Source organism: Pseudomonas sp. 3JA (genome assembly GCF_036961705.1).
GTDB lineage: Bacteria > Pseudomonadota > Gammaproteobacteria > Pseudomonadales > Pseudomonadaceae > Aquipseudomonas > Aquipseudomonas fluorescens_Q.
The window spans coordinates 92,007-117,340 of the sequence record NZ_JBAMDJ010000013.1 but is presented as its reverse complement, the minus strand read 5'-3'; the positions used below and the strand labels follow the sequence as shown (position 1 = coordinate 117,340).

Genomic DNA, 25,334 nt, shown 5'->3' with positions numbered 1-25,334 from the left:
CCAGCGATTCAGGGGCTTTTTGCTATGTGGCATCCACCTCCGCCCACCCTTTCAAGTCTAAACATACAAGCGAGCTTGCTCGCGATGAGGCCAGCACATTCAACCCTGTATGGGCTGACACACCGCTATCGCGAGCAAGCTCACTCCCACAATGGATCGAGACGGGCTCAAGCCATTCGGTTTTCCGAACATGACCCGCCCGTCAGTTCGGCTAACCGGATAAAGCAGCCCGCATAAACCTGAAACAAAACATTAATTACCATATAAAACAACAAGTTAAACAGACAGCCCTGGCCTGGCACGAGTCATGCTCTACACTTCTGGAGACGAATGCCTGTACGCCAACACAACAGGAGCTGCCAGGCACTTCGAAGTACTCAGGGCCGACAAACCGGCCGAAATAAAAAAAACAATGTCGAGGAAACATCGATGCGTATCGTTCCCCATCTCCTGGGCGCAGCCATGGCTGCCGCTCTGATCAGCACCCCGGTTTTCGCAGCCGAACTGACCGGCACGCTGAAAAAGATCAAAGAGTCCGGCGTTATCACGCTTGGCCATCGCGACGCTTCCATTCCGTTTTCCTACATCGCGGACGCTTCCGGCAAACCGGTTGGCTACTCCCACGATATCCAGATGAAAGTCGTCGAAGCACTGAAAAAAGACCTGGACCTGCCCAACCTGCAGATCAAATACAACCTGGTCACCTCGCAAACCCGTATCCCACTGGTGCAGAACGGCACCGTGGACCTGGAATGCGGCTCCACCACCAACAACGTCGAGCGTCAGCAGCAGGTTGACTTCTCCGTTGGCATTTTCGAGATCGGCACCAAGCTGCTCTCCAAGAAAGATTCCAAGTACAAGGATTTCGACGACCTCAAGGGCAAGAACGTCGTGACCACCGCCGGCACCACGTCCGAGCGCATTCTCAAGGCGATGAACGCCGACAAGCAGATGGGCATGAACGTCATCTCCGCCAAGGACCATGGCGAATCCTTCCAGATGCTGGAATCGGGTCGTGCCGTCGCGTTCATGATGGACGACGCCCTGCTGGCTGGCGAAGCCGCCAAGGCCAAGAAAGCCGATGACTGGGCCGTGACCGGCACCCCACAGTCCTACGAAATCTATGGCTGCATGATGCGCAAGGGCGACGAGCCGTTCAAAAAGGCTGTCGATGACGCCATCAAGGCCACCTACGCGTCGGGAGAGATCAACAAGATCTACGAAAAATGGTTCATGCAACCTATCCCGCCAAAAGGCCTGAACCTGAACTTCCCGATGAGCGACGAACTCAAGGCACTGATCGCCAAGCCGACCGATAAAGCGGCTGACGACAAGAAATCCTGATTTCTGACTAACCTTATCCCCTGAAAGGGCCCGGCCCTTTCAGGGGATGGTCACTCCCTGCTGGCAAATCTGGAAACACTCGAACCGGTGGCTGTCGAGCCGATCGCGTGTGCCTGGCCTTCAAGTCGGGCGGGAACGGAGTTTCCCCAGGCGGGCATTTGTACATCGAACGATCTGAGGGGAGACCCTAATGAATTACAACTGGGACTGGGGCGTGTTCTTCAAGTCCACCGGCGTGGGCAGCGAGACTTATCTCGACTGGTACGTGTCCGGCTTGGGCTGGACCATCGCCATCGCCATCGTAGCCTGGATCATCGCCCTGCTGCTCGGCTCGATACTAGGCGTCATGCGTACCGTGCCGAACCGGCTCGTATCGGGTATCGCCACGTGCTACGTGGAACTTTTCCGTAATGTGCCGCTGCTGGTTCAGCTGTTCATCTGGTACTTCCTGGTGCCGGACCTGCTGCCCGCCGATATGCAGGAGTGGTACAAGCAGGACCTGAACCCGACCACCTCGGCCTACCTGAGCGTCGTCGTGTGCCTGGGCCTGTTCACCGCCGCCCGTGTTTGCGAACAGGTGCGTACCGGTATCCAGGCGCTGCCGCGCGGCCAGGAATCCGCCGCCCGTGCCATGGGCTTCAAGCTGCCGCAGATCTACTGGAACGTGCTGCTGCCCCAGGCCTACCGGATCATCATTCCGCCGCTTACCTCGGAATTCCTCAACGTCTTCAAGAACTCCTCCGTGGCCTCGCTGATCGGCCTGATGGAGTTGCTCGCGCAGACCAAGCAGACCGCCGAGTTCTCCGCCAACCTGTTCGAAGCCTTTACCCTGGCCACGCTGATCTATTTCACCCTGAACATGAGCCTGATGCTGCTCATGCGCATGGTCGAGAAGAAAGTCGCGGTGCCCGGCCTGATCTCCGTGGGGGGTAAATAATGGAATTCGACTTCACTGGCATCATCCCGGCCATTCCCGGTTTGTGGAACGGCATGGTGATGACCCTCAAGCTGATGGCCTTGGGCGTGGTCGGCGGGATCATCCTCGGCACGATCCTGGCGCTGATGCGCCTGTCCCATAACAAGCTGGTCTCCAATATCGCTGGCGCCTACGTCAACTATTTCCGCTCGATCCCGCTGCTGCTGGTGATCACCTGGTTCTACCTGGCGGTACCGTTCGTGCTGCGCTGGATCACCGGCGAAGATACGCCGATCGGGGCATTCGGTTCCTGCATCGTGGCGTTCATGATGTTCGAAGCGGCGTACTTCTGCGAAATCGTCCGGGCTGGCGTGCAGTCGATTCCCAAGGGCCAGATGGGGGCCGCCCAGGCACTGGGGATGAATTACGGCCAGACCATGCGCCTGATCATCCTGCCCCAGGCGTTTCGCAAGATGACCCCGCTGCTGTTGCAACAAAGCATCATCCTGTTTCAGGACACCTCGTTGGTCTACACGGTCGGCCTGGTGGACTTCCTCAATGCTTCGCGGGCCAGTGGCGACATCATCGGCCGCTCCAATGAGTTCCTGATCATCGCAGGTCTCGTGTACTTCACCGTCAGCTTTGCCGCCTCGCAGCTGGTCAAGCGTCTGCAAAAAAGGTTCGCCGTATGATCTCTATCAAGAACATCAACAAGTGGTATGGGGACTTCCAGGTACTGACCAATTGCAGCACCGAGGTCAGCAAAGGTGAGGTGGTGGTGGTGTGCGGGCCGTCCGGTTCCGGCAAATCCACGCTGATCAAATGCGTGAACGCCCTGGAACCGTTCCAGAAAGGCGACATCGTGGTCGATGGCACGTCCATCGCCGACCCGAAGACCAACCTGCCGAAACTGCGCTCGCGCGTGGGCATGGTGTTCCAGCATTTCGAACTGTTCCCGCACCTGACCATCACCGAAAACCTGACCATCGCGCAGATCAAGGTGCTGGGCCGCAGCAAGGAAGAGGCCACCAAGAAAGGCTTGCAACTGCTTGAGCGGGTCGGCCTCTCGGCCCACGCCCACAAGCACCCGGGCCAGCTCTCCGGCGGTCAGCAGCAGCGCGTGGCGATTGCCCGTGCCCTGGCGATGGACCCGGTGGTGATGCTGTTCGACGAGCCGACCTCGGCTCTCGACCCGGAAATGGTCAACGAAGTGCTCGACGTGATGGTGCAACTGGCCCACGAAGGCATGACCATGATGTGCGTGACCCACGAAATGGGCTTCGCCCGCAAAGTGGCGAACCGGGTGATATTCATGGACCAGGGCCAGATCATCGAAGACTGCAAGAAAGAAGAGTTCTTCGGCGACATCAGCGCCCGTTCCGAACGCGCGCAGCATTTCCTCGAGAAAATCCTGCAGCACTAAGCGCCACGTCCTTTGGAGCGGCTCCTGTGGCGAGGGAGCTTGCTCCCGCTGGGTCGCGCAGCGACCCCAAAACCGGCGAATGCGGTGTACCTGGCATACTGCATGAGCCGATTATGCGACTGCTTCGCAGCCGAGCGGGAGCAAGCTCCCTCGCCACCGGACCGGGTTCGAAGGGCGGCCGCCGCCACACTGGTTGACCCAAGGCTTCTGTGATGAAATGCGACCCCACCCTCTATCGCGCCGCGCCGCCATCACTCGCCGTGAAACCCCGCCTGATCCGCCATCTGTTCCTGCCGCCACTGGTCATTGCCCTGATGATCGGCCTGGGTTACCTCGGCTTCTGGATCAGCGAGCACTATGGCGTACGTGGCCTCGCCGAGAATGGCGAGCGCCAGTTGGAACTGCACGCCCGTGCGGTCGAGAGCGAGATCAGCAAGTACACCTACCTGCCCAGCCTGCTGGAGCTTGAGTCAAGTGTCTCGCAACTGCTCGACGACCCGACACCCGAGCACCGCAAGATCGTCAATGAATACCTCGAAGGCCTGAACCGTCGCAGCCGCAGCCGGGCCATCTACGTGATGGACACCACCGGCCGGGTGATGGCCACCAGCAACTGGCGCGATGTCGACAGTTACCTGGGCGAAGACCTGTCCTTCCGTGCCTACTTCCAGAATGCCGTGCGCGGCCAGCCGGGGCGCTTCTACGGAATCGGCAGTACCAACGGCGAACCCGGCTACTACCTGGCCCATGGCCTGGAACAACAAGGCAAGATCATCGGCGTCGCCGTGGTCAAGGTACGCCTCGAAGCCCTTGAGGAACGCTGGCAGCGTGCGCGGCTGGAGGCGTTCGTCAGTGATGAGAACGGCATCATTATCCTGTCCAGCGACCCGGCGCGACGGCTCAAGTCGGTTCGCCCCCTGAGCGACGACACCAAGGAACGCCTGGCCCGCAGCCTGCAGTACTACTGGTTCCCGCTCAATGAACTGGTGCCCCTGGCCCGGGAACACCTGGCCGAAGGCATGGAGAAGCTGACATTCCCGGCCAACAGCGAACTGGTGTCCGACGAGCGCGCCATCAGCTACTTGTCGCAGACCCGGCCCTTGAGCGATACACCATGGAATTTCACCCTGCTGACCCCACTTGAAGACCTGCGTCGCCAGGCGATCAACCAAGGCATCCTGGTGGCCGTGGCCTTCGCCCTGGTGGCATTCCTGTTGATCGCCTGGAACGAACGGCGCAAGGTCATCGCCACCCGTCTCGCAGCCCGGGAAGCCTTGCAGCAAGCCAACAACCAGCTCGAGCGTCGGATTACCGAACGCACCACCGACCTGCGCGCCAGCAACGAACGACTCAAGGGCCAGATCCGCGAGCGGCGACAGGCCGAAGAGACCTTGCGCCGGGCCCAGGACGAATTGGTCCAGGCCGGAAAACTGGCTGCCATCGGCCAGATGTCCACCAGCATCGCCCACGAACTCAACCAGCCGCTGGCGGCACTGCGCACCTTGTCCGGCAACACCGTGCGCTTCCTGGAACGCGGCCAGCTGGATATCGCCAGCGCCAACCTCAAGACCATCAACGATTTGATCGACCGCATGGGCCGGATCACCGCCAGCCTGCGCTCCTTTGCCCGGCGTGGGGACGACCAGGGCCAGGCCAGCCTCGGCAATGGAGTCGAGGCCGCGCTGCAACTGCTGGGCGCTCGTCTTGAAAGCTTGAACATCCAGATTCATTCCAGCTTCGACGACGTCCAGGTGCAAATTGACCAGACGCGCCTGGAGCAGATCCTGGTGAACCTGATCGGCAATGCCCTGGACGCCATGCAGACGCAACCCGAACCACAGCTCTGGCTCGAAGGCCAGGCCGGCGATGGCAAGTATCGCCTGCGCGTGCGGGATAACGGCCATGGCATTGACCCAGAAGCACGCAAGCATCTGTTCGAACCCTTCTTCACCACCAAACCCGGCGAACAAGGCCTGGGCCTGGGCCTGACGCTTTCCGCCAGCCTGGCCGCCGCCACGGGTGGCTACCTGGGCGTCGAACACCCGGTCGAGGGCAGTGGAACCACGTTTGTCCTCAGTTTACCGTTGGTAAGCCTTTTACCTGCCGAGCCGCTATGAACAACGACCTGAGCGTATTGATCGTCGAAGACGACCCCCATGTCCTGCTGGGCTGCAAGCAGGCACTGACCCTGGAAGACATTCCCTGCATCGGCGTGGGCAGCGCCGAAGAGGCCCTGGAGCGCGTCGACGATAACTTTGCCGGCATCGTCATCAGCGACATTCGCCTGCCGGGCATCGATGGCCTGGAACTGCTGACCCGACTCAAGGCGCGGGACCGCAGCTTGCCGGTGGTGCTGATCACTGGCCACGGCGACATCTCCATGGCCGTCGGCGCCATGCAAAAAGGTGCCTATGACTTCATGGAGAAGCCCTTCTCCCCTGAACGCCTGGTGGACGTCGCCCGCCGTGCCCTGGAGCAGCGCAGCCTCGCCCGGGAAGTGTCGTCGCTGCGTCGGCAATTGGCCGAACGCGATTCCCTGGAAGGCCGGATCATCGGCCGCTCGCCCGCCATGCAGCACCTGCGCGCGCTGATCGCCAACGTCGCCGACACCTCGGCCAACGTGCTGATCGAAGGTGAAACCGGTACTGGCAAGGAATTGGTCGCCCGTTGCCTGCATGACTTCAGCCGACGCCACGACAAGCAGTTCGTCGCACTGAACTGCGGCGGCCTGCCAGAGAACCTGTTCGAAAGCGAGATTTTCGGCCACGAGGCCAATGCCTTTACCGGTGCCGGCAAACGCCGGATCGGCAAGATCGAGCACGCCGATGGCGGCACGTTGTTTCTCGACGAAGTGGAAAGCATGCCCCTGCCGTTGCAGATCAAGTTGCTGCGCGTGTTGCAGGAACGCACCCTAGAGCGCCTGGGTTCGAACCAGAGCGTGGCCGTGGATTGCCGGGTGATCGCCGCCACCAAGTCCGACCTGGACGAAATGGGCCGGACCGGGCAGTTCCGCAGCGACTTGTATTACCGCCTCAACGTGGTGACCCTGGAACTGCCGCCCTTGCGCGAGCGACGCGAAGACATCCTGCAACTGTTCGAGCATTTTCTCCAGCAGTCGTCCCTGCGCTTCGACCGCACGGTGCCGGAGCTGGACAACCAGACCCTGTCGAACCTGATGAGCCACGACTGGCCGGGCAACGTACGCGAACTGCGCAACGTCGCCGAGCGTTACGCCCTGGGCCTGCCGGCGTTCAAGCGCTCCGGTGCCAGCGGCGGCAACCAGGGCCTGGCTTTCGCCGAAGCAGTCGAAGCCTTCGAGCGCAACCTGCTGGTGGACGCCCTGCAACGCAGCGGCGGCAACCTGACCCAGGCCAGCCAGGAGCTGGGCATGGCCAAGACCACGCTGTTCGACAAAGTCAAAAAATATGGCTTGAGCCATTAATCAACTGGGCGGGAAACCTGTGGATCTGATTTTCAAGGCAGCGCTCGGTGCAGCCGTGGTGGTCATCCTGGCAATGCTGGCCAAGACCAGGAACTATTACATCGCCGGGCTCGTGCCACTGTTCCCGACCTTCGCCCTGATTGCCCATTACATCGTCGGCAAGGGCCGTTCGGTGGATGACCTGAAGACCACCATCGTGTTTGGGATGTGGTCGATCATTCCGTACTTTGTCTACCTGGCGACGCTGTATGTGATGGTCGACCGCATGCGCCTGGAGGCGTCCCTGGCCGTGGCGGCGGTGGCGTGGTTGATGGCCGCGACGGTGCTGGTCAGCGTCTGGGTGAGAGTCCATGGCTAAATAAACTGTGGCCCCCATGTGGGAGCCACCCTGCTCGCGAAAGCGCCCGATCAATACCCGACGGTAAACCGTGTGCGCGAAAACTGCGGCGTTTCCACTTCATCGATCATCGCAATGGCGTAATCGGCAAAGCTGATCCAACTACGCCCGGCGGCGTCGAACAGCAAGTGATCCTTGCCGAGACGGAACTGCTCCGTGCGCTCGGTTTCGACGAACTCCGCCGAAGGCGAAAGGAAGGTCCAGTCCAGGTCCTGCTCCTGGCGCAGTACGTCCAGGAACAATGCTCCGGCGCTGGCTTCGGCCAGGTATTCCTCCGGGAAGCCATCGCTGTCGATCACACGGCTGTTATCCGGCAGCAACAACGAACCCGCCCCACCGACGACCAGCAAACGCTTGACCCCAGCGGCTTTCACCGGCGCGATGACCTTGTCGGCCGGCACGGTGGCAAAGTGCGCCGCGCTGATCACCACATCGTGATCGGTCACCGCCGCCGTCAACGCCTCGCTGTCCAATACATCCAGTTGCTTGCTGACCACACCGGCCCTTTCACCGATTTTCGCGGTGTTGCGGGCAATGGCCGTCACGCTGTGGCCACGGCGCAGGGCTTCTTCCAGCAATTGGCTGCCGGCGCGACCGGTGGCGCCGATGATTGCGATTTTGCTCATGGTGTTCTCCAGTGATTACACATAAATGCTATCGAAGGTGTGCTCGAAACGGACACGACAAATCTTTGTGGCGAGGGAGCTTGCTCCCGCTCGGCTGCGAAGCAGTCGCAAAACGGCTCATGCGGTGTGTCAGGTACACTCCATTCAATGAAATTGGGGCCGCTGCGCAGCCCAGCGGGAGCAAGCTCCCTCGCCACAAAAGCTCATCCGCCAGGGGTTCACCACTTCATCTCGCCCTTCGCCACCTTGGCGCTGAGTTCCAGGGAGCTGTCTTCACCCAGGTCCGGATAGCGTAGTTTCATGGCACGGATCAGCGCGGCGGAATCCTTGGCCTTGGCGGTTTCTTCGTCGAAAGCCCTGATGTAGTCGGCGGTGAAGCGCACCGGGGCCAGGGAACGGGCGCTGTCACCCAAGTAGTGACCTGGAATTACCGTACCCGGTTGCAGTTTTTCAATGTTGGCGAGGGTCGCCAGCCAATCCTTGTGAGACTGCGGCGTCTGGGTGTCAGCCATCCACACATGAATGTTCTCGGCCACCACCACACCGCCTACCACGGCCTTGATCGACGGAATCCACACGAAACTGCGGTCCGGCTGTGGGCCATCCAGGCCGACGACCTGCAAGCGCTGGCCTTCCAGGGTCAGGCTGTCGCCCTTGAGCACCTGGGGCACGATGGCTTTGGTCGGGGCATCGGTCTTCAGGATCGGTCCCCAATATTTCAGCTTGCCGTCCATGGTCTGCTTGATGTGCTCGACAGTCGGTGCGGACGCCAGCACCTTGGCCTCAGGAAACGCGGCAACCAGGGTTTCCAGACCAAAATAGTAGTCTGGATCGCCATGGCTGACGTAGATCGTGGTGAGTTGTTTGCCGCTGGCGCGGATCTTTTCCACGACCTGCACGGCTTGGGACTTGCCGAACTGGGCGTCTACCAGGATCGCCTCCCTCTCGCCGCTGACCAATACCGAGGTCACCGGAAAAATCGCTGCCGCCCCTGGGTTGTAGACGTCCAACGTCAGGTCCGCAGCCCAGGTGTGTGCGGCGAACGCCAGCGAGGCGGTCGCCAGCAACAGGCGCTTGAATGGGGTGAATGCGGTCATGGGTGCTCCATTGTCTAAAAGCCCGAAGGGAATGAGACGAAGCTTAGTGACCTGATTCATTTCAAAAAATGCGATGATCCAACATAGTTTGTTTCTGAAATCGGGCAGATCATGGATCGTCTACAAGCAATGCGGGTGTTCGTCACGGTGGTGGACCTGGGCAGTCAGTCGGCGGCGGCCGAGCATCTGGACCTGTCGCGCCCAGTGGTGTCGCGGTATCTGGCGGAGCTGGAGGACTGGGTCGGTGCCCGGCTGATGCACCGCACCACCCGCAAGCTGAGCCTGACGGCCGCAGGCACGGAGATCCTGCCGCGGTGCCGGCAGATGCTGGAGCTGTCCGGCGACATGCAAGCCGCCGTCAGCACCCCGGACGATGCGCCACGGGGCATGTTGCGCATCAGTGCCAGTACCTCGTTCGGCCAGGCCCAACTGGCGAGCGCCATGGCCGAATACGTCAAGCGCTACCCAGGGGTGAGCGTCGACCTGCAGATGCTCGACCGCACCGTGAACCTGGTGGATGAGCGCATCGACCTGGCGATCCGCATGAGCAACGACCTGGACCCGAACCTGATTGCCCGTCGCCTCACGGTCTGCCGCTCGGTGATCTGCGCCTCGCCACAGTATCTGCGCGAGCACTCGACACCGCTGCGAGTGGAAGACCTGAGCCGACACAACTGCCTGACCCACTCCTACGTCGGCAAGAGCCTGTGGCATTTCGAGCAGGACGGCGAGCAGGTCTCGGTGCCGGTGCAAGGTAATATCAGCGCCAACGAAGCCAGCACATTGCTTCAGGCAACGATAGCCGGTGCCGGCGTGGCCATGCTGCCCAGCTACCAGGCCGGCGCCCATATCAAGAACGGCGAACTGATCCGCCTGCTGCCCCACGCCGAACCCCGCCGGATGAACATGTACGCGGTGTACGCCTCACGCAAGCACATGCCCTCGGCGCTGCGCAGTCTGCTGGATTTCCTGGTACAGAAATTTCCCGAGGTACCGGAGTGGGATGTGGGGTTGTAGAACATATTCGCCTCACCACCGTCCCCCTATGGGAGTTCGGTGTGTTTCTCAAGAGTTGCACCAGGATTTCACCAATAGCCCGCCCCAAGGCATACTTGCGGCCCTCCGAGTTCCAGAACCCATCGCCCCATGCGTATCCACGTCAGTTTCATCGACCGCGTCGGCATCACCCAGGAAGTCCTGGCCTTGCTCGGTGGGCGCAATCTCAACCTGGATGCGGTGGAGATGGTGCCGCCCAACGTCTACATCGACGCCCCGACCCTCAGCCCGCAAGTGCTCGACGAGTTGCGCGAGGCGTTGTTCAGCGTGCGCGGCGTGCAGGCGGTCACCGTGGTGGACATCCTGCCGGGCCAGCGTCGGCACTTGCAGCTCGATGCCTTGCTCGCGGCCATGACCGACCCGGTGCTGGCCCTGGACAGTGCCGGCAAGGTGCTGCTGGCCAACCCGGCGCTGATTGCCCTGTACGGGCGTGAACCGGCCGGGGAAAGCGTGGCCGAGCTGTTCGGTGACGAGGCACTGCTGGACGCCTTGCTGGAGAACGGTTTTCGTTTGCCGCTGCGGGAAATCACCCTCAACGGCCAGACCTTGCTGCTGGACGCTACGCCCATCACCGATGCCGGCGCGCTGCTGACGCTGTATCAGCCGAACCGCATCGGCGAGCGCCTGTCGGCATTGCATCACGATCACGCCGAAGGCTTCGACGCGCTGCTGGGCGAATCCCCGGCGATCCGCACCCTCAAGGCCCGGGCCCAGCGGGTCGCGGCGCTGGACGCACCGCTGCTGATCCAGGGCGAAACCGGCACCGGCAAGGAACTGGTAGCCCGGGCTTGCCATGCCATCAGCGCCCGTCATGGCGCACCGTTCCTGGCCCTGAACTGCGCGGCATTGCCGGAGAACCTGGCCGAAAGCGAACTGTTCGGCTATGCCCCCGGCGCCTTCACCGGCGCGCAACGAGGCGGCAAGCCGGGGCTGATGGAGCTGGCGAACCAGGGCACGGTATTCCTCGATGAAATCGGCGAGATGTCGCCGTACCTGCAAGCCAAGCTGCTGCGCTTCTTGAACGATGGCAGCTTCCGCCGGGTGGGCGGCGACCGGGAAATCAAGGTCAACGTGCGGATCCTCAGCGCCACCCACCGCAACCTGGAGAAAATGGTCAGCGAGGGCTCGTTCCGCGAAGACCTGTTCTATCGCCTGAACGTGCTCAATGTCGAAGTCCCGCCGCTGCGTGAACGCGGCCAGGATATCCTGCTGCTGGCGCGTTATTTCATGCAGCAGGCCTGCGCGCAGATCCAGCGCCCGGTCTGCCGCCTGGCCCCCGGCACTTACCCAGCCCTGCTGGGCAATCGCTGGCCGGGCAACGTGCGGCAATTGCAGAACGTGATCTTCCGCGCCGCCGCCATTTGCGAAAGCAGCCTGGTGGACATCGGCGACCTGGACATCGCCGGCACCTCCGTCGCACGCCAGGGCGATGTGGAAGTCGAAAGCCTGGAACAGGCCGTGGAAAACTTCGAGAAGCACCTGCTCGAAAGCCTCTACGTCAACTACCCCTCCACTCGCCAGCTCGCCAGTCGCCTGCAGACTTCCCACACCGCGATTGCCCATCGGTTGCGCAAGTACGGGATTTCCGGAAAGCCATAAACCCGCCGCAGTCCCCCTTGTGGGAGCGAGCTTGCTCGCGATGACGGTAGCCCAGTCAGCCATAGGTTGACTGACACACCGCTATCGCGAGCAAGCGCCCACAGGGTTCTGAGTTGCGGTCGAAATCATGTCAAAAACGACCTCCATCTGTACTGAAAGCGCTACAGTGGAACGATATCGCTACACACATCGCCAAGCAGCGCTGCGCAAGGCTTTGATCCCACAACGATTTTATCCAGCCTCCCAGCTGTAGCGATTTCGCTACACCGAAGTCGATCCAAGTTTCGACAAAACCAATCAAGCCATTGATATATAAGCACTTATTAACATTGGCCGCATTCTTGCTATGGGTATTAGCATTCGGCCGGGCCAAGCCCCGCGCCTTTCTTCGCGTCCACCAGACGAATCTGGCCCCAGGAGTTTCCATGAGCGAGTTGCGTTTCACTGAAGATCACGAATGGCTGCGCACCGAAGCCGACGGCAGCGTTACTGTCGGTATTACTGCGTTTGCCCAGAACGCCTTGGGCGATGTGGTCTATGTTCAGTTACCGGAACTGCAAAGCTACGACAAGGGTGCCGAAGCCTCCACCGTGGAATCGGTGAAAGCGGCCAGCGGTGTCTACATGCCACTGGACGGTGAAGTGCTCGAGGTGAACCCGGCCCTGGAAAGCAATCCGGAATTGGTCAACGAAGATCCCCTGGGCGATGGCTGGTTTTTCCGTTTCAAGCCAGTCAACGCCGCTGCCGTTGGCCAACTGCTGGATCAGGACGCCTACGACCGCCTGATCAAAGCCAACGCCGAAGCCTGAGGAGCGCCACATGACTGTTAATCTCGGCACTGCCAACGAATTCATCGCCCGCCACATCGGCCCGCGTGCCAGCGACGAGCAAGCCATGCTCGAGCGCCTGGGCTACGACTCCCTGGAAGCCCTGAGCGCCAGCGTCATCCCGGAAAGCATCAAGGGCACCAGCGTGCTGGACATGGGCGACGGCCAGAGCGAAGCCGATGCACTGGCCTCGATCAAGGCGATCGCCGCCAAGAACCAACTGTTCAAGACCTACATCGGCCAGGGCTACTACAACTGCCATACGCCGGCACCGATCCTGCGCAACCTGCTGGAAAACCCGGCCTGGTACACCGCCTACACCCCGTACCAGCCAGAAATTTCCCAGGGCCGTCTAGAAGCGCTGCTGAACTTCCAGACCCTGATCAGCGACCTTACCGGCCTGCCGATCGCCAACGCGTCCTTGCTCGACGAAGCCACCGCCGCCGCCGAAGCCATGACCTTCTGCAAGCGCCTGAGCAAGAACAAGGGCAGCAACGCGTTCTTCGCCTCCGTGCACAGCCACCCGCAAACCCTCGACGTGCTGCGCACCCGTGCCGAGCCCCTGGGCATCGACGTGGTGGTCGGCGATGAGCGCGAACTGAGCGACGTCAGCGGCTTCTTCGGCGCGCTGCTGCAATACCCGGCCAGCAACGGCGACCTGTTCGACTACCGCGAACTGACCGAACGCTTCCACGCCGCCAACGCCCTGGTGGCCGTTGCCGCAGACCTGTTGGCCCTGACCTTGCTGACCCCGCCGGGTGAATTCGGTGCCGACGTGGCCATCGGCAGTGCCCAGCGCTTCGGCGTGCCGCTGGGCTTCGGCGGCCCACACGCGGCGTACTTCTCCACCAAGGACGCCTTCAAGCGCGACATGCCCGGCCGCCTGGTCGGTGTTTCCGTGGACCGTTTCGGCAAGCCGGCCCTGCGCCTGGCGATGCAGACCCGCGAGCAACACATCCGCCGCGAGAAAGCCACGAGCAACATCTGCACCGCCCAGGTGCTGCTGGCCAACATCGCCAGCATGTACGCCGTGTACCACGGCCCCAAGGGCCTGGTGCAAATTGCCAATCGCATCCATCACCTGACCGCGATCCTCGCCAAGGGCCTGGGCGCGCTGGGCCTGAGCGTCGAGCAAGAGAGCTTCTTCGACACCCTGACCCTGCGCACCGGCGCGCAAACCGCCGCCCTGCACGACAAGGCCCGCGCCCAACGCATCAACCTGCGTGTGGTGGATGCGCAACGCCTGGGCCTGTCCCTGGACGAGACCACCAGCCAGGCTGACGTCGAAGCACTGCTCCGTTTGATAGGTAACCTGATGGCCGACGGCAAGGCCGTGCCGGACTTCGCGGCACTGGCCGCCAGCGTGCAAAGCCATATCCCGGCCGAGCTGGTGCGCCAATCGGCGATCCTCAGCCACCCGGTGTTCAACCGCTACCACTCCGAAACCGAGCTGATGCGCTACCTGCGCAAGCTCGCCGACAAGGACCTGGCCCTGGATCGCACCATGATCCCGCTGGGTTCCTGCACCATGAAACTCAACGCCGCCAGCGAAATGATCCCGGTGACCTGGGCCGAGTTCGGCGCCCTGCACCCGTTCGCCCCGGCCGAGCAGAGCGCTGGCTACCAGCAACTGACCGACGAGCTGGAGGCCATGCTCTGCGCCGCCACCGGCTATGACGCGGTGTCGCTGCAACCCAACGCCGGTTCCCAGGGCGAATACGCCGGCCTGTTGGCGATCCGCGCCTATCACCAGAGCCGTGGCGAAGACCGTCGCGACATCTGCCTGATCCCGTCCTCGGCCCACGGCACCAACCCGGCCACCGCGAACATGGCCGGTATGCGCGTGGTCGTGACCGCCTGCGATGCCCGCGGCAACGTCGATATCGAGGACCTGCGGGCCAAGGCCATCGAGCACCGCGAACACCTCGCGGCGCTGATGATCACCTACCCGTCCACCCACGGTGTGTTCGAAGAAGGTATCCGCGAAATCTGCGGCATCATTCATGACAACGGCGGCCAGGTGTACATCGACGGCGCCAACATGAACGCCATGGTTGGCCTCTGCGCCCCGGGCAAGTTCGGCGGCGACGTCTCGCACCTGAACCTGCACAAGACCTTCTGCATCCCCCACGGCGGTGGCGGCCCAGGCGTCGGCCCGATTGGCGTCAAGTCGCACCTGGCACCGTTCCTGCCGGGCCACGCCAACATGGAACGCAAGCAAGGCGCGGTCTGCGCGGCGCCGTTCGGTAGCGCGAGCATCCTGCCGATCACCTGGATGTACATCCGCATGATGGGCGGCGCCGGCCTCAAGCGCGCCTCGCAACTGGCGATCCTCAACGCCAACTACATCGCCCGTCGCCTGGAAGAGCATTACCCGGTGCTCTACTCCGGCAGCAACGGCCTGGTGGCCCACGAATGCATCCTCGACCTGCGCCCGCTCAAGGACAGCAGCGGCATCAGCGTCGATGACGTGGCCAAGCGCCTGATCGATTTCGGTTTCCATGCGCCGACCATGTCGTTCCCGGTGGCCGGCACGTTGATGATCGAGCCGACCGAAAGCGAGTCCAAGGAAGAGCTGGACCGTTTCTGCGACGCCATGATCTGCATCCGCGAAGAAATTCGCGCGGTGGAAAACGGCAGCCTGGACAAAGACGACAACCCACTGAAGAACGCCCCGCACACTGCGGCGGAAATCGTCGGTGAGTGGACCCACCCTTACAGCCGCGAACAGGCGGTGTACCCGGTGGCGTCGTTGATCGAAGGCAAGTACTGGCCGCCGGTGGGCCGGGTCGACAACGTGTTCGGCGACCGCAACCTGGTCTGCGCCTGCCCGTCGATCGAAAGCTACGCTTGACCTGTAGGGGGGCGGGTTTGCTCGCCCCTCTCAACAACACCGCGAACCTTGTGGAAGGTCACCTTCTCAAGGAAACCACATCTCCCTGTGGGAGCCTGTGCCTCATTTCATAACCGTCGATCCTCATAAAAAGAAACCGGAGAAACACCATGTCGTTAAGCGTGTTCGACCTGTTCAAGATCGGTATCGGCCCTTCCAGCTCCCATACCGTCGGCCCGATGCGTGCCGCTGCCCGTTTCGCCGAGGGGCTGCGTCGCGATGACTTGCTCAATTGCACCACCAGCGTCAAGGTCGAGCTCTACGGCTCGCTCGGCGCCACCGGCAAGGGCCACGGCAGCGACAAGGCCGTGCTGCTGGGCCTGGAAGGCGAGCATCCCGACACCGTGGACACCGAAACCGTCGACGCCCGCCTGCAAGCGATCCGCAGCAGCGGTCGCCTGAACCTGCTCGGCGAACACTCCATCGAATTCAATGAAAAGCTGCACTTGGCGATGATCCGCAAGCCGTTGGCCTTTCACCCCAACGGCATGATCTTCCGCGCCTTCGATGCCGCAGGGCTGCAAGTGCGCAGCCGCGAGTACTACTCGGTCGGTGGCGGTTTTGTCGTCGACGAAGGCGCGGCCGGCGCCGACCGCATCGTCGAGGATGCCACGCCCCTGACCTTCCCCTTCAAGAGCGCCAAGGACCTGCTGGGCCATTGCAGCACCTACGGCCTGTCCATCAGCCAGGTGATGCTGACCAACGAAAGCGCCTGGCGCCCCGAAGCCGAGACCCGTGCCGGCCTGCTGAAAATCTGGCAGGTGATGCAGGATTGCGTGGCGGCGGGCTGTCGCAACGAAGGGATTCTGCCAGGCGGGCTGAAGGTCAAGCGCCGGGCCGCGGCGTTGCACCGCCAGCTGTGCAAGAACCCGGAGGCCGCACTGCGCGACCCGCTGTCGGTGCTCGACTGGGTCAACCTGTACGCCTTGGCGGTCAACGAAGAAAACGCCTATGGCGGGCGCGTCGTCACCGCGCCTACCAACGGGGCGGCGGGGATCATTCCGGCGGTGCTGCATTACTACATGCGCTTTATCCCCGGCGCCAGCGAAGATGGCGTGGTGCGGTTCCTGCTGACCGCCGCCGCCATCGGCATCCTGTACAAGGAAAACGCCTCCATCTCCGGCGCCGAGGTCGGCTGCCAGGGTGAAGTCGGCGTGGCCTGCTCCATGGCCGCCGGCGCCCTGTGCGAAGTGCTCGGCGGCAGCGTGCAGCAAGTGGAAAACGCCGCCGAGATCGGCATGGAACACAACCTTGGCCTGACCTGCGACCCGATCGGCGGCCTGGTGCAGGTGCCGTGCATCGAACGCAACGCCATGGGCTCGGTGAAGGCCATCAACGCGGTGCGCATGGCCATGCGCGGCGACGGGCATCACTTCGTCTCCCTCGACAAAGTCATCCGCACCATGCGCCAGACAGGCGCCGACATGAAAAGCAAATACAAGGAGACCGCCCGCGGCGGTCTGGCGGTCAACATCATCGAATGCTGATGCGCTTGCCTCACTTCCACATTTTTTCCAGGAGCTGATATGCCCACCGAACAACTGCTGAAGACCCCGCTGCACGCGCTGCACCTCGAACTCGGCGCCCGCATGGTGCCGTTCGCCGGCTACGACATGCCGGTGCAGTACCCGCTGGGGGTGATGAAGGAGCACCAGCACACCCGCGACCAGGCCGGGCTGTTCGACGTGTCCCACATGGGCCAGATCCGCCTGACCGGCGCAGGCGCCGCCAAGGCCCTGGAAACCCTGGTACCGGTGGACATCATCGACCTGCCGGTGGGCATGCAGCGCTACGCCATGTTCACCAACGAGAACGGCGGCATCCTCGACGACCTGATGGTCGCCAACCTGGGCAATGACGAACTGTTCCTGGTGGTCAACGCGGCCTGCAAGGACCAGGACCTGGCCCATCTGCGAGCCCATATTGGCGCGCAGTGCAGCATCGAGCCACTGTTCGAAGCCCGCGCCCTGCTCGCCCTGCAAGGCCCGGCCGCCGTCACCGTGCTCGCACGCCTGGCGCCGGACGTGGCGAAGATGACCTTCATGCAGTTCCAGCGAGTCACGCTGCTGGGCATGGACTGCTTTGTCAGCCGTTCGGGCTACACCGGTGAAGACGGTTTCGAAATCTCGGTACCCGCCGCCGAGGCGGAAAAACTGGCCCGCGCCCTGCTGGCCGAGCCGGAAGTCGCGGCCATCGGCCTCGGCGCCCGTGACTCGCTGCGCCTGGAAGCCGGCCTGTGCCTCTACGGCCACGACATGAACACCGAGACCACGCCGATCGAAGCCAGCCTGTTGTGGGCGATTTCCAAAGTACGTCGCGCCGACGGCGCCCGCGCTGGCGGTTTCCCCGGCGCTGAAACCGTATTCGCCCAACAACAGGGCGGCGTGAAGCGCAAACGCGTCGGCCTGCTGCCCCAGGAACGCACACCGGTGCGCGAAGGCGCAGAGATCGTCAACGAAGCGGGCGAGATTATCGGCACGGTGTGCAGCGGCGGTTTCGGCCCGACCCTGGGCGGTCCGTTGGCGATGGGTTACCTGGACAGCGCCTATGTCGCCCTGGATACGCCAGTTTGGGCCATCGTGCGTGGGAAAAAGGTGCCTTTACTTGTAAGCAAAATGCCATTCGTCCCACAACGCTACTACCGCGGTTGATTGACTGTTTCTATAAGTAACGCGATTGCGTTATACGTGCACTAATGTGTAACGCAACCGCCATAAAAAGGTGCATATCCTTAGACATTCAATGGCGCTTATAACAGTCGTTAACAATTGAACTAGCCTATCGAATAAGCCCCGCCCGGCGATGTATGTAAATGCCTGCAAGCTGAGCAAATACGGGCTTCCCCGGGGGTTGTTTTTTCATTCGTAGTTGGCGTAGAGTTTGGTCACTGTGTTTGCATGGGTCGCTTGGAATCGTGACCTGGGCAGTAGCTTATGAAGTTTGCTACATCCCGTTCGACGTCTCTTACTTTCCTGCAACCCAGCCCAGTACTCTTTCATGCGAAAGAGGCTGTCATCAATTTTAGCGTCAAAGGAAATAAGAAAATGTCTCAACGTCAGAGCGGTACCGTCAAGTGGTTCAACGACGAGAAGGGTTTTGGTTTTATCACGCCTGAAAGCGGTCCGGACCTGTTCGTGCATTTCCGCGCCATCCAGGGCAACGGCTTCAAGAGCCTGAAAGAAGGCCAGAAAGTCACTTTCGTTGCCGTGCAGGGCCAGAAAGGCATGCAGGCTGACGAGGTTGTAGCCGAAGCCTAAGGCTTTCGCGAACTAAAAAGCCCTTGATTGATATCAGGGGCTTTTTTATGGGCGTAAATCCGTAAAATGGCTTCTTTTTCGTCCGAGACCGTCATGCCCAAACACCTGCTCACGCCCCAGGGCGACTTCCCCCCCGCCGGCCTGGGCCGTCGCCTGGCGGCAATGTTCTATGACTTTTTGCTGTGCACGGCGCTGCTGATCGTTACCAGCGGCGCCTACAAGATGATCCAGATGGCGATCATCGGTGAAGAACAAATGCGGGCCCTGACCGAAGCTGGCGCACTGGACGGCGACCCGTTGCTGTCCACCGTGCTGCTGTTCGTGCTGTTCGGCTTCTTCGCCAAGTTCTGGACCCACAATGGCCAGACCCTGGGTATGCAGGTGTGGTGCATCCGCGTACAGAACGCCGATGGCACGGCCATCAGCCTGTGGCAGGCGCTGTTGCGGTTCGTGGTATCGATTGCGTCATTGCTGCTGGTGGGGCTGGGCTTTATCTGGGCGCTGTTCGACAAGCGCAAGCGCAGTTGGCATGACATCTACTCGGATACGCAGCTGGTACGGATTCCCAAGAAGACCAAGTAAAGCCACCACCAGACCCCGTGGCGAGGGAGCTTGCTCCCGCTCGGCTGCGAAGCAGTCGTAAGAGGCTTGTGCGATCTATCTGAAGATATCGGGTGCTGACAAGAGGGGCTGCTTCGCAGCCCAGCGGGAGCAAGCTCCCTCGCCACAAAAAGCTTCATAGGCCTCAAGACCTTCCCTCGCTTCAAGCCCCTCTATAAGCCTCAAGACCTTCGAAAATCTCAAGCCTCCCAACAATCAGGCATTCCCCGCCAGCTTCATTCGCGCCGCCTGGGTGAAGTCCAGCATGCGCTTGAGCGGACGAATCGCCTGGGGGATCAGCGCCGGGTCGACGAAGATCTCGTTGGCACCCTCCTGCAAGCTCTTGAGCGTGCGTTCCAGGGTGTTCATCGCCATCCACGGGCAGTGCGCGCAACTGCGGCACGCCGCGCCGTTGCCGGCGGTCGGGGCTTCGATGAAGACCTTGTCCGGGCACAACTGCTGCATTTTGTAGAAAATACCCCGGTCGGTGGCGACGATCAGCGTCTTGTTCGGCAGGGTCTGGGCCGCAGCGATCAATTGGCTGGTGGAGCCCACGGCATCCGCCAGTTCGATCACCGACGTCGGCGACTCCGGGTGCACCAGGATCGCAGCGTCCGGGTACAGCGCCTTCATGTCCTCCAACTGCTTGGACTTGAACTCTTCGTGGACGATACAGGCACCGTCCCAGAGCAGCATGTCGGCGCCGGTCTTGCGCTGGATGTAAGTGCCCAGGTGCTTGTCCGGACCCCAGATGATCGTCTCGCCGTTGTCCATCAGGCTCTCGACGATTTCCAGCGCGCAACTGGACGTCACCACCCAGTCGGCCCGGGCCTTCACTGCCGCCGAGGTGTTGGCATACACCACCACGGTGCGCTCCGGATGCTGGTCGCAGAACGCCGAGAACTCGTCCACCGGACAGCCCAGGTCCAGGGAGCAGGTGGCTTCCAGGGTGGGCATCAGCACACGTTTTTCGGGGTTGAGGATCTTGGCGGTCTCGCCCATGAACTTGACCCCCGCTACCACCACGGTCTTGGCCGGGTGGGCATTGCCGAAGCGGGCCATTTCCAGGGAGTCGGACACGCAACCACCGGTCTCTTCGGCCAGGGCCTGGATGATCGGGTCGCAGTAGAAGTGCGCGACCAGCACCGCGTCCTGAGCCTTGAGCTCGGCGGCGATGGCGGCGCGGTACCAGGCCTCTTGCTCGGCGCTCAGCGGCTTGGGCTGCTTGGCGTCGAGGTGGGCCTGGACCAGAAGGCGTTCGGAAATTTGCGTCATGTTCGCAAGACCTGCAAGCGCGTTTAGCGCGAAAGTCGAGTATACACCCGGCTCCGGACCACTCGGGTACCGCCGGGAAAGTGGGTATCAATCAGGCACGGGACTGCATGAAGCCGGCAAGGCTACAGAATATCCCACCGATGCAAAAGATCATTCTGACCTGTGCCCAGGTCCCGGGGCCGGACGCGGCCCTCCGTGGCGAGGGAGCTTGCTCCCGCTGGGGCGCGCAGCGGCCCCAAAATCCATCATTTTGACGCGCAAGGTGCGTTGTACCCAGCCTTTTTGGGGCTGCTTCGCAACCCAGCGGGAGCAAGCTCCCTCGCCACAAAAGTCCGTTCATGCCAGTGGATAAGCGCCTCCGGCAAGCTGACTGAAATGTAATCACCTGCCCAGCCGGCTTATGTCATCTTCTGTTCACACCGGCACTGGGCAATGCCCCAGTGCTCGCTGCGAATCGACTGACGGACTTCCATCGCATGCAAACAAAAACTTCCCGGCGAACCTTCGTAAAGGGCCTGACTGCCGGCGGCATCCTCGGTGGCCTGGGCTTGTGGCGCGCGCCTGTCTGGGCGGTCACCAGCCCTGGCCAACCCAACGTCCTGAGCGGCACCGAGTTCGATCTGTTCATCGGCGAAAGCCCGGTCAACTTCACCGGCAACCCACGTACCGCCCAGACCATCAACGGCGGCATTCCCGGCCCGCTGCTGCGCTGGCGTGAAGGCGACACCGTCACCCTGCGGGTGCGCAATCGCTTGAAGGAGACAACCTCCATCCACTGGCACGGCATCCTGCTGCCAGCCAACATGGACGGTGTTCCGGGGTTGAGTTTCAAAGGCATCGAACCCGACGGCATGTACGTGTATCAGTTCAAGGTCCGGCAAAACGGCACCTACTGGTACCACAGCCATTCTGGCTTCCAGGAACAATCCGGGGTCTACGGCCCGCTGGTGATCGACGCCAGGGAACCGGAGCCCTTCCAGTACGAACGGGACTATGTGGTGATGCTCACCGACTGGACCGATGAAGACCCCGGCAACATCCTTCGCAAGCTCAAGAAACAGTCGGACTACTACAACTACAACAAACGCACCGTCGGCGACTTCATTGACGATGTGGGCAAGAACGGCTGGGCCAGCACTGTGGCCGATCGCAAGATGTGGGCCGAGATGAAGATGAACCCCACTGACCTGGCCGATGTCAGTGGCACCACCTACACCTACCTCATGAACGGCCAGGCGCCGGACATGAACTGGACCGGCCTGTTCAAGCCTGGCGAGCGTCTTCGCCTGCGCTTTATCAACGGCTCGGCCATGAGCTATTTCGACGTGCGCATTCCCGGCTTGAAGATGACGGTGGTGGCGTCCGACGGCCAATACGTCAAACCGGTGAGTGTCGATGAGTTTCGGATCGCCGTGGCCGAAACCTATGACGTCATCGTCGAACCGACCCAGGAGGCCTACACCCTGTTCGCCCAGTCCATGGACCGCACCGGCTATGCCCGCGGCACTCTCGCGGCCAGGGCCGGGTTGTCGGCACCGGTGCCGCCCCTGGACCCGCGGCCACTGGTGACCATGGACGACATGGGCATGGGTGGCATGGACCACGGCAGCATGGGCGACATGGGGCAAATGAGCGGCATGGACCACGGCTCGATGCAGGGCATGGCCGGGATGGACGACAGCCAGATGCAAGGCATGGATCATAGCCAGATGCAGGGGATGGGCGACATGGCCGGTATGGATCACGGTGCCATGCAAGGCATGGACGGCATGCTGTCGCACCCCGACACCGAGAAAGACAACCCCCTGGTCGACATGCAGGCCATGAGCGTCAAGCCCAAGCTCGACGACCCGGGCATGGGGCTGCGCGACAACGGCCGCAAAGTGCTGACCTACTCGGACCTGCGCAGCACCTTCCCCGACCCCGACGGTCGCGAGCCGGGCCGTACGATCGAGCTGCACCTGACCGGGCACATGGAGAAATTCGTCTGGTCGTTCAACGGCGTGAAATTTTCCGACGCCGCGCCGCTGCTGCTCAAGTACGGCGAGCGACTGCGCATCGTGCTGATCAACGACACCATGATGACCCACCCCATCCACCTGCACGGCATGTGGAGCGATCTGGAGGACGAGAACGGCCAGTTCATGGTGCGCAAGCACACCATCGACGTGCCACCGGGCGCCAAGCGCAGCTACCGCGTCACCGCCGATGCCCTCGGGCGCTGGGCGTACCACTGTCATCTACTGTTTCACATGGAGATGGGGATGTTCCGTGAAGTTCGGGTGCAGGAATGAGGAGCCGACCATGACCACTTTTTTTCAATACCCCATGGCACTCATTGCCAGCCTCACCCTCGGCGCCACCACCTCGGCCTGGGCGGCGGGCAACGACATGCAAGGCATGGATCACAGCCAGATGCCCGGGATGGACCATAGCCAGATGCAAGGTATGGATTCAATGCAAGGCATGGACTCGATGCAGGGCATGGAGCCCATGCAATCAGCGCCGACCACCAGCCGCACGCCGATCCCGGAACTGACAGCCGCCGATCGCGCCGCCGTCTACGAGGATCATGGCGGACACGCGGTGCATGACAGCGCAATCAATTCGTTTTTCCTCATCGACCAGCTGGAGTGGCAAGACGCCGATGACGGCAGCGCCCTGAGCTGGGATGCCTCCGGCTGGATCGGTGGCGACATCGACCGTTTGTGGCTGCGCTCCGAAGGTGAACGCCTCAACGGCAAGACCGACGAGGCGGAACTTCAGGCCCTGTGGGGCCACGCCATCAGTCCTTGGTGGGACCTGGTGGCCGGCGTACGCCAGGACTTCAAGCCGGGCGATGCGCAAACCTGGGCCGCCTTCGGCGTGCAAGGCATGGCGCTGTACAACTTCGAAGCCGAAGCCACCGCGTTCATCGGCGAAGGTGGCCAGAGCGCGGCGCGGCTGGAAGGCGACTACGACATCCTGCTGACCAATCGGTTGATCCTGCAGCCCACCGCCGAGGTCAACTTCTATGGCAAGAACGACCCCGCCCGCGGTGTCGGCTCGGGGCTGTCGGACACCGAACTCGGCGTACGGCTACGTTATGAAATACGCCGCGAATTCGCGCCATACGTTGGCGTCACCTGGAACCGGACCTACGGCAACACCGCCGACTACGCCCGCGCAGAAGGTGAAGATCGCAGCGAAGCCCGCCTGGTATTGGGGCTGCGCATGTGGTTCTGACCCGCTGAGCTGTTTCACCCAAAATTAAAAAACCACGTTGTAGGAGTCCTTGCATGTCATTGCTCAAAAACGCTGTTGCTGTTGTCGCCCTGTCCACTGGCCTGTTGATCAGCGGCTTGGCCCAGGCCCATCCGAAGCTGCTCTCCTCTACCCCCGCCGAGGGCGCCGAGGGTGCGGCACCGGCAAAGATCGAGCTGCACTTTTCCGAAAACCTGATGACCAAGTTTTCCGGTGCCAAGCTGATGATGACCGAGATGCCCGGCATGGCGGCGCATTCGCCCATGCCCATGCCAGCCAAGGTCTCCGGCAGCGATGACCCGAAAACCATGGTCATTGTCCCGAATGGTCCCCTCAGCGCCGGCACCTATCAGGTCCAGTGGCGCGCGGTGTCGTCCGACACTCACCCGATCACCGGTAACGTCACGTTCAAGGTGAAGTGAGTTGATGAGCGACTCGATCAACATCGCCCTGCGGTTTGCCCTGTATTTGGATCTGATGTTGTTGTTCGGCCTGGCCGCGTTCGGGCTCTATAGCCTGCGAGGCCAGGAGCGGGCGTCGGGCGCGCAGTTGCCTTTCACACCGCTGCTAGTGACCACGGCGGTGCTGGGCGGACTGCTGTCCTTCGCCGCCATGGCGTGCATGGCCTGGGCCATGAGCGGTGTTTCAGACTGGGCCGAACTGTGGCCGCACATTGAAATGATGGTGTTGGAGACCGACGTCGGCTTGAGTTGGACACTGCGGATAGCGGCGCTGCTGTTGGCCGGTGTCGCCGCGACGCTCAATGGACGTTGGCCGACCCTCAGCCTATGGCTGGTCATGCTGGGCGGCGCCGTCGCGTTGGCGACGCTGGCCTGGGCCGGGCATGGCGCCATGGACGAAGGTGAGCGCCGCAACTGGCACTTCATCACCGACTTCCTGCACCTGTGGGCGGCGGGTGGCTGGGTCGGGGCCTTGGCCGCGTTTGCCTTGATGCTGCGCCAGGCCGAACCTCGGCTGGCGGTACTGGCCCGGACGTTGACCGGGTTTGAAACCGCCGGGGCGGTGATCGTGGTGGTCATCAGCGTGACGGGGGTGGTGAATTATCTGTTTATCGTCGGCCCGAATGTCGAAGGGCTGCTGGACAGCACTTATGGTCAGTTACTGGCGCTCAAGCTGATCTTGTTCGCGGCCATGTTGGTGTTCGCCGCGCTGAACCGCTTTCATCTGAGCCCATTGCTGGAACAGGCCCGACAGACCGGCGAGCACGGCGTTGCGGTGAATGCCCTGCGGCGCAGCATGGTGCTGGAGTTCTGTGTGGCGGTGATCATTCTGGGATTGGTGGCGTGGCTGGGGACGCTGAGCCCGGCGATGGAATAGG

22 protein-coding genes are annotated in these 25,334 nt (G+C 62.0%); 19 read left to right on the top strand and 3 right to left on the bottom strand.

The window, feature by feature from the left end; translation table 11 throughout:
- Window positions 1-429 precede the first annotated feature (429 nt).
- The 7 genes from V7773_RS12850 (at window position 430) to V7773_RS12820 (ending at window position 7,483) form a co-directional block, all read left to right on the top strand.
- Window positions 430-1,344: a glutamate/aspartate ABC transporter substrate-binding protein gene (locus V7773_RS12850; RefSeq protein WP_063324639.1), complete on the top strand. Its 915-nt coding sequence runs from the start codon at window positions 430-432 to the stop codon at window positions 1,342-1,344.
- A gap of 190 nt (window positions 1,345-1,534) precedes the next feature.
- Complete coding sequence (locus tag V7773_RS12845) at window positions 1,535-2,281, top strand: amino acid ABC transporter permease (protein WP_063324638.1); 747 nt, start codon at window positions 1,535-1,537, stop codon at window positions 2,279-2,281.
- Window positions 2,281-2,952, top strand: coding sequence for an amino acid ABC transporter permease (locus V7773_RS12840; protein WP_063324637.1), 672 nt, complete (start codon window positions 2,281-2,283; stop codon window positions 2,950-2,952). Before V7773_RS12845 ends, V7773_RS12840 begins: the two co-directional genes overlap by 1 nt.
- Window positions 2,949-3,683: an amino acid ABC transporter ATP-binding protein gene (locus V7773_RS12835; RefSeq protein WP_003204983.1), complete on the top strand. Its 735-nt coding sequence runs from the start codon at window positions 2,949-2,951 to the stop codon at window positions 3,681-3,683. The genes V7773_RS12840 and V7773_RS12835 overlap by 4 nt, the downstream gene beginning before the upstream one ends.
- 212 nt (window positions 3,684-3,895) lie before the next feature.
- Window positions 3,896-5,800: a sensor histidine kinase gene (locus tag V7773_RS12830; protein ID WP_336073701.1), complete on the top strand. Its 1,905-nt coding sequence runs from the start codon at window positions 3,896-3,898 to the stop codon at window positions 5,798-5,800.
- Entirely contained in the window at window positions 5,797-7,125 is a 1,329-nt protein-coding gene (locus tag V7773_RS12825) for a sigma-54-dependent transcriptional regulator (RefSeq protein WP_063324635.1), read from the top strand. Before V7773_RS12830 ends, V7773_RS12825 begins: the two co-directional genes overlap by 4 nt.
- A gap of 28 nt (window positions 7,126-7,153) precedes the next feature.
- Window positions 7,154-7,483, top strand: a complete 330-nt coding sequence (locus V7773_RS12820; RefSeq protein ID WP_170862026.1) for a GlpM family protein — start codon at window positions 7,154-7,156, stop codon at window positions 7,481-7,483.
- 50 nt (window positions 7,484-7,533) lie between these two features.
- On the opposite strand, the gene V7773_RS12815 is transcribed toward V7773_RS12820, so the two are convergent.
- Window positions 7,534-8,148 carry an NAD(P)-dependent oxidoreductase gene (locus V7773_RS12815; RefSeq protein WP_336073698.1) on the bottom strand — a complete coding sequence of 205 codons (615 nt, stop codon included), beginning with the start codon at window positions 8,146-8,148 and terminating at the stop codon, window positions 7,534-7,536.
- Window positions 8,149-8,366: 218 nt separating this feature from the next.
- A complete protein-coding gene (locus tag V7773_RS12810; RefSeq protein WP_336073696.1) occupies window positions 8,367-9,245 on the bottom strand; it encodes an MBL fold metallo-hydrolase in 879 nt (292 codons plus the stop codon).
- Between the two features lie 111 nt (window positions 9,246-9,356).
- On the opposite strand from V7773_RS12810, the gene V7773_RS12805 reads away from it, so the two are divergent.
- From V7773_RS12805 to V7773_RS12770, 8 genes are all read left to right on the top strand, one after another.
- The gene (locus V7773_RS12805; RefSeq protein WP_092223489.1) at window positions 9,357-10,262 is read left to right on the top strand and encodes a LysR family transcriptional regulator; all 906 of its coding nucleotides are present in this window, start codon (window positions 9,357-9,359) and stop codon (window positions 10,260-10,262) included.
- Between the two features lie 129 nt (window positions 10,263-10,391).
- A complete protein-coding gene (locus V7773_RS12800; protein ID WP_063324630.1) occupies window positions 10,392-11,900 on the top strand; it encodes a sigma-54-dependent transcriptional regulator in 1,509 nt (502 codons plus the stop codon).
- A 425-nt stretch (window positions 11,901-12,325) separates the two neighbouring features.
- A complete protein-coding gene (gene gcvH / locus V7773_RS12795) occupies window positions 12,326-12,709 on the top strand; it encodes a glycine cleavage system protein GcvH (protein WP_003205000.1) in 384 nt (127 codons plus the stop codon).
- A gap of 10 nt (window positions 12,710-12,719) precedes the next feature.
- Entirely contained in the window at window positions 12,720-15,581 is a 2,862-nt protein-coding gene (gene gcvP, locus V7773_RS12790) for an aminomethyl-transferring glycine dehydrogenase (RefSeq protein ID WP_336073693.1), read from the top strand.
- 149 nt (window positions 15,582-15,730) lie between these two features.
- The gene (locus V7773_RS12785) at window positions 15,731-17,107 is read left to right on the top strand and encodes an L-serine ammonia-lyase (protein ID WP_063324627.1); all 1,377 of its coding nucleotides are present in this window, start codon (window positions 15,731-15,733) and stop codon (window positions 17,105-17,107) included.
- A gap of 39 nt (window positions 17,108-17,146) precedes the next feature.
- Window positions 17,147-18,271: a glycine cleavage system aminomethyltransferase GcvT gene (gene gcvT / locus V7773_RS12780; RefSeq protein WP_336073691.1), complete on the top strand. Its 1,125-nt coding sequence runs from the start codon at window positions 17,147-17,149 to the stop codon at window positions 18,269-18,271.
- A gap of 393 nt (window positions 18,272-18,664) precedes the next feature.
- The gene (locus tag V7773_RS12775) at window positions 18,665-18,877 is read left to right on the top strand and encodes a cold-shock protein (protein ID WP_063324625.1); all 213 of its coding nucleotides are present in this window, start codon (window positions 18,665-18,667) and stop codon (window positions 18,875-18,877) included.
- Between the two features lie 93 nt (window positions 18,878-18,970).
- Window positions 18,971-19,459 (top strand): RDD family protein, encoded by a 489-nt coding sequence (locus tag V7773_RS12770; protein ID WP_063325237.1) that lies wholly within the window; start codon window positions 18,971-18,973, stop codon window positions 19,457-19,459.
- 234 nt (window positions 19,460-19,693) lie between these two features.
- On the opposite strand, the gene nadA is transcribed toward V7773_RS12770, so the two are convergent.
- Window positions 19,694-20,752, bottom strand: a complete 1,059-nt coding sequence (gene nadA / locus V7773_RS12765; RefSeq protein ID WP_063324624.1) for a quinolinate synthase NadA — start codon at window positions 20,750-20,752, stop codon at window positions 19,694-19,696.
- A 476-nt stretch (window positions 20,753-21,228) separates the two neighbouring features.
- Between nadA and V7773_RS12760 the strand changes: the two genes are divergently transcribed.
- The 4 genes from V7773_RS12760 to copD are packed head-to-tail and all read left to right on the top strand — an operon-like array spanning window position 21,229 to window position 25,333.
- On the top strand, window positions 21,229-23,046 hold the full coding sequence (locus V7773_RS12760) for a copper resistance system multicopper oxidase (protein WP_336073685.1): 1,818 nt from the start codon (window positions 21,229-21,231) through the stop codon (window positions 23,044-23,046).
- 10 nt (window positions 23,047-23,056) lie between these two features.
- Window positions 23,057-23,977, top strand: a complete 921-nt coding sequence (locus V7773_RS12755; RefSeq protein ID WP_063324622.1) for a copper resistance protein B — start codon at window positions 23,057-23,059, stop codon at window positions 23,975-23,977.
- Window positions 23,978-24,030: 53 nt separating this feature from the next.
- Entirely contained in the window at window positions 24,031-24,417 is a 387-nt protein-coding gene (gene copC / locus V7773_RS12750; RefSeq protein WP_063324621.1) for a copper homeostasis periplasmic binding protein CopC, read from the top strand.
- A gap of 4 nt (window positions 24,418-24,421) precedes the next feature.
- Window positions 24,422-25,333, top strand: coding sequence for a copper homeostasis membrane protein CopD (copD, locus tag V7773_RS12745; RefSeq protein ID WP_336073682.1), 912 nt, complete (start codon window positions 24,422-24,424; stop codon window positions 25,331-25,333).
- Window position 25,334 lies beyond the last annotated feature (1 nt).

Coding starts and splice junctions, on each gene's coding strand:
- V7773_RS12850 (WP_063324639.1), top strand. CDS start 430: ATGCGTATCGTTCCCCATCTCCTGGGCGCAGCCATGGCTGCCGCTCTG.
- V7773_RS12845 (WP_063324638.1), top strand. CDS start 1,535: ATGAATTACAACTGGGACTGGGGCGTGTTCTTCAAGTCCACCGGCGTG.
- V7773_RS12840 (WP_063324637.1), top strand. CDS start 2,281: ATGGAATTCGACTTCACTGGCATCATCCCGGCCATTCCCGGTTTGTGG.
- V7773_RS12835 (WP_003204983.1), top strand. CDS start 2,949: ATGATCTCTATCAAGAACATCAACAAGTGGTATGGGGACTTCCAGGTA.
- V7773_RS12830 (WP_336073701.1), top strand. CDS start 3,896: ATGAAATGCGACCCCACCCTCTATCGCGCCGCGCCGCCATCACTCGCC.
- V7773_RS12825 (WP_063324635.1), top strand. CDS start 5,797: ATGAACAACGACCTGAGCGTATTGATCGTCGAAGACGACCCCCATGTC.
- V7773_RS12815 (WP_336073698.1), bottom strand. CDS start 8,148: ATGAGCAAAATCGCAATCATCGGCGCCACCGGTCGCGCCGGCAGCCAA.
- V7773_RS12810 (WP_336073696.1), bottom strand. CDS start 9,245: ATGACCGCATTCACCCCATTCAAGCGCCTGTTGCTGGCGACCGCCTCG.
- V7773_RS12805 (WP_092223489.1), top strand. CDS start 9,357: ATGGATCGTCTACAAGCAATGCGGGTGTTCGTCACGGTGGTGGACCTG.
- V7773_RS12800 (WP_063324630.1), top strand. CDS start 10,392: ATGCGTATCCACGTCAGTTTCATCGACCGCGTCGGCATCACCCAGGAA.
- gcvH (WP_003205000.1), top strand. CDS start 12,326: ATGAGCGAGTTGCGTTTCACTGAAGATCACGAATGGCTGCGCACCGAA.
- gcvP (WP_336073693.1), top strand. CDS start 12,720: ATGACTGTTAATCTCGGCACTGCCAACGAATTCATCGCCCGCCACATC.
- V7773_RS12785 (WP_063324627.1), top strand. CDS start 15,731: ATGTCGTTAAGCGTGTTCGACCTGTTCAAGATCGGTATCGGCCCTTCC.
- gcvT (WP_336073691.1), top strand. CDS start 17,147: ATGCCCACCGAACAACTGCTGAAGACCCCGCTGCACGCGCTGCACCTC.
- V7773_RS12775 (WP_063324625.1), top strand. CDS start 18,665: ATGTCTCAACGTCAGAGCGGTACCGTCAAGTGGTTCAACGACGAGAAG.
- V7773_RS12770 (WP_063325237.1), top strand. CDS start 18,971: ATGCCCAAACACCTGCTCACGCCCCAGGGCGACTTCCCCCCCGCCGGC.
- nadA (WP_063324624.1), bottom strand. CDS start 20,752: ATGACGCAAATTTCCGAACGCCTTCTGGTCCAGGCCCACCTCGACGCC.
- V7773_RS12760 (WP_336073685.1), top strand. CDS start 21,229: ATGCAAACAAAAACTTCCCGGCGAACCTTCGTAAAGGGCCTGACTGCC.
- V7773_RS12755 (WP_063324622.1), top strand. CDS start 23,057: ATGACCACTTTTTTTCAATACCCCATGGCACTCATTGCCAGCCTCACC.
- copC (WP_063324621.1), top strand. CDS start 24,031: ATGTCATTGCTCAAAAACGCTGTTGCTGTTGTCGCCCTGTCCACTGGC.
- copD (WP_336073682.1), top strand. CDS start 24,422: ATGAGCGACTCGATCAACATCGCCCTGCGGTTTGCCCTGTATTTGGAT.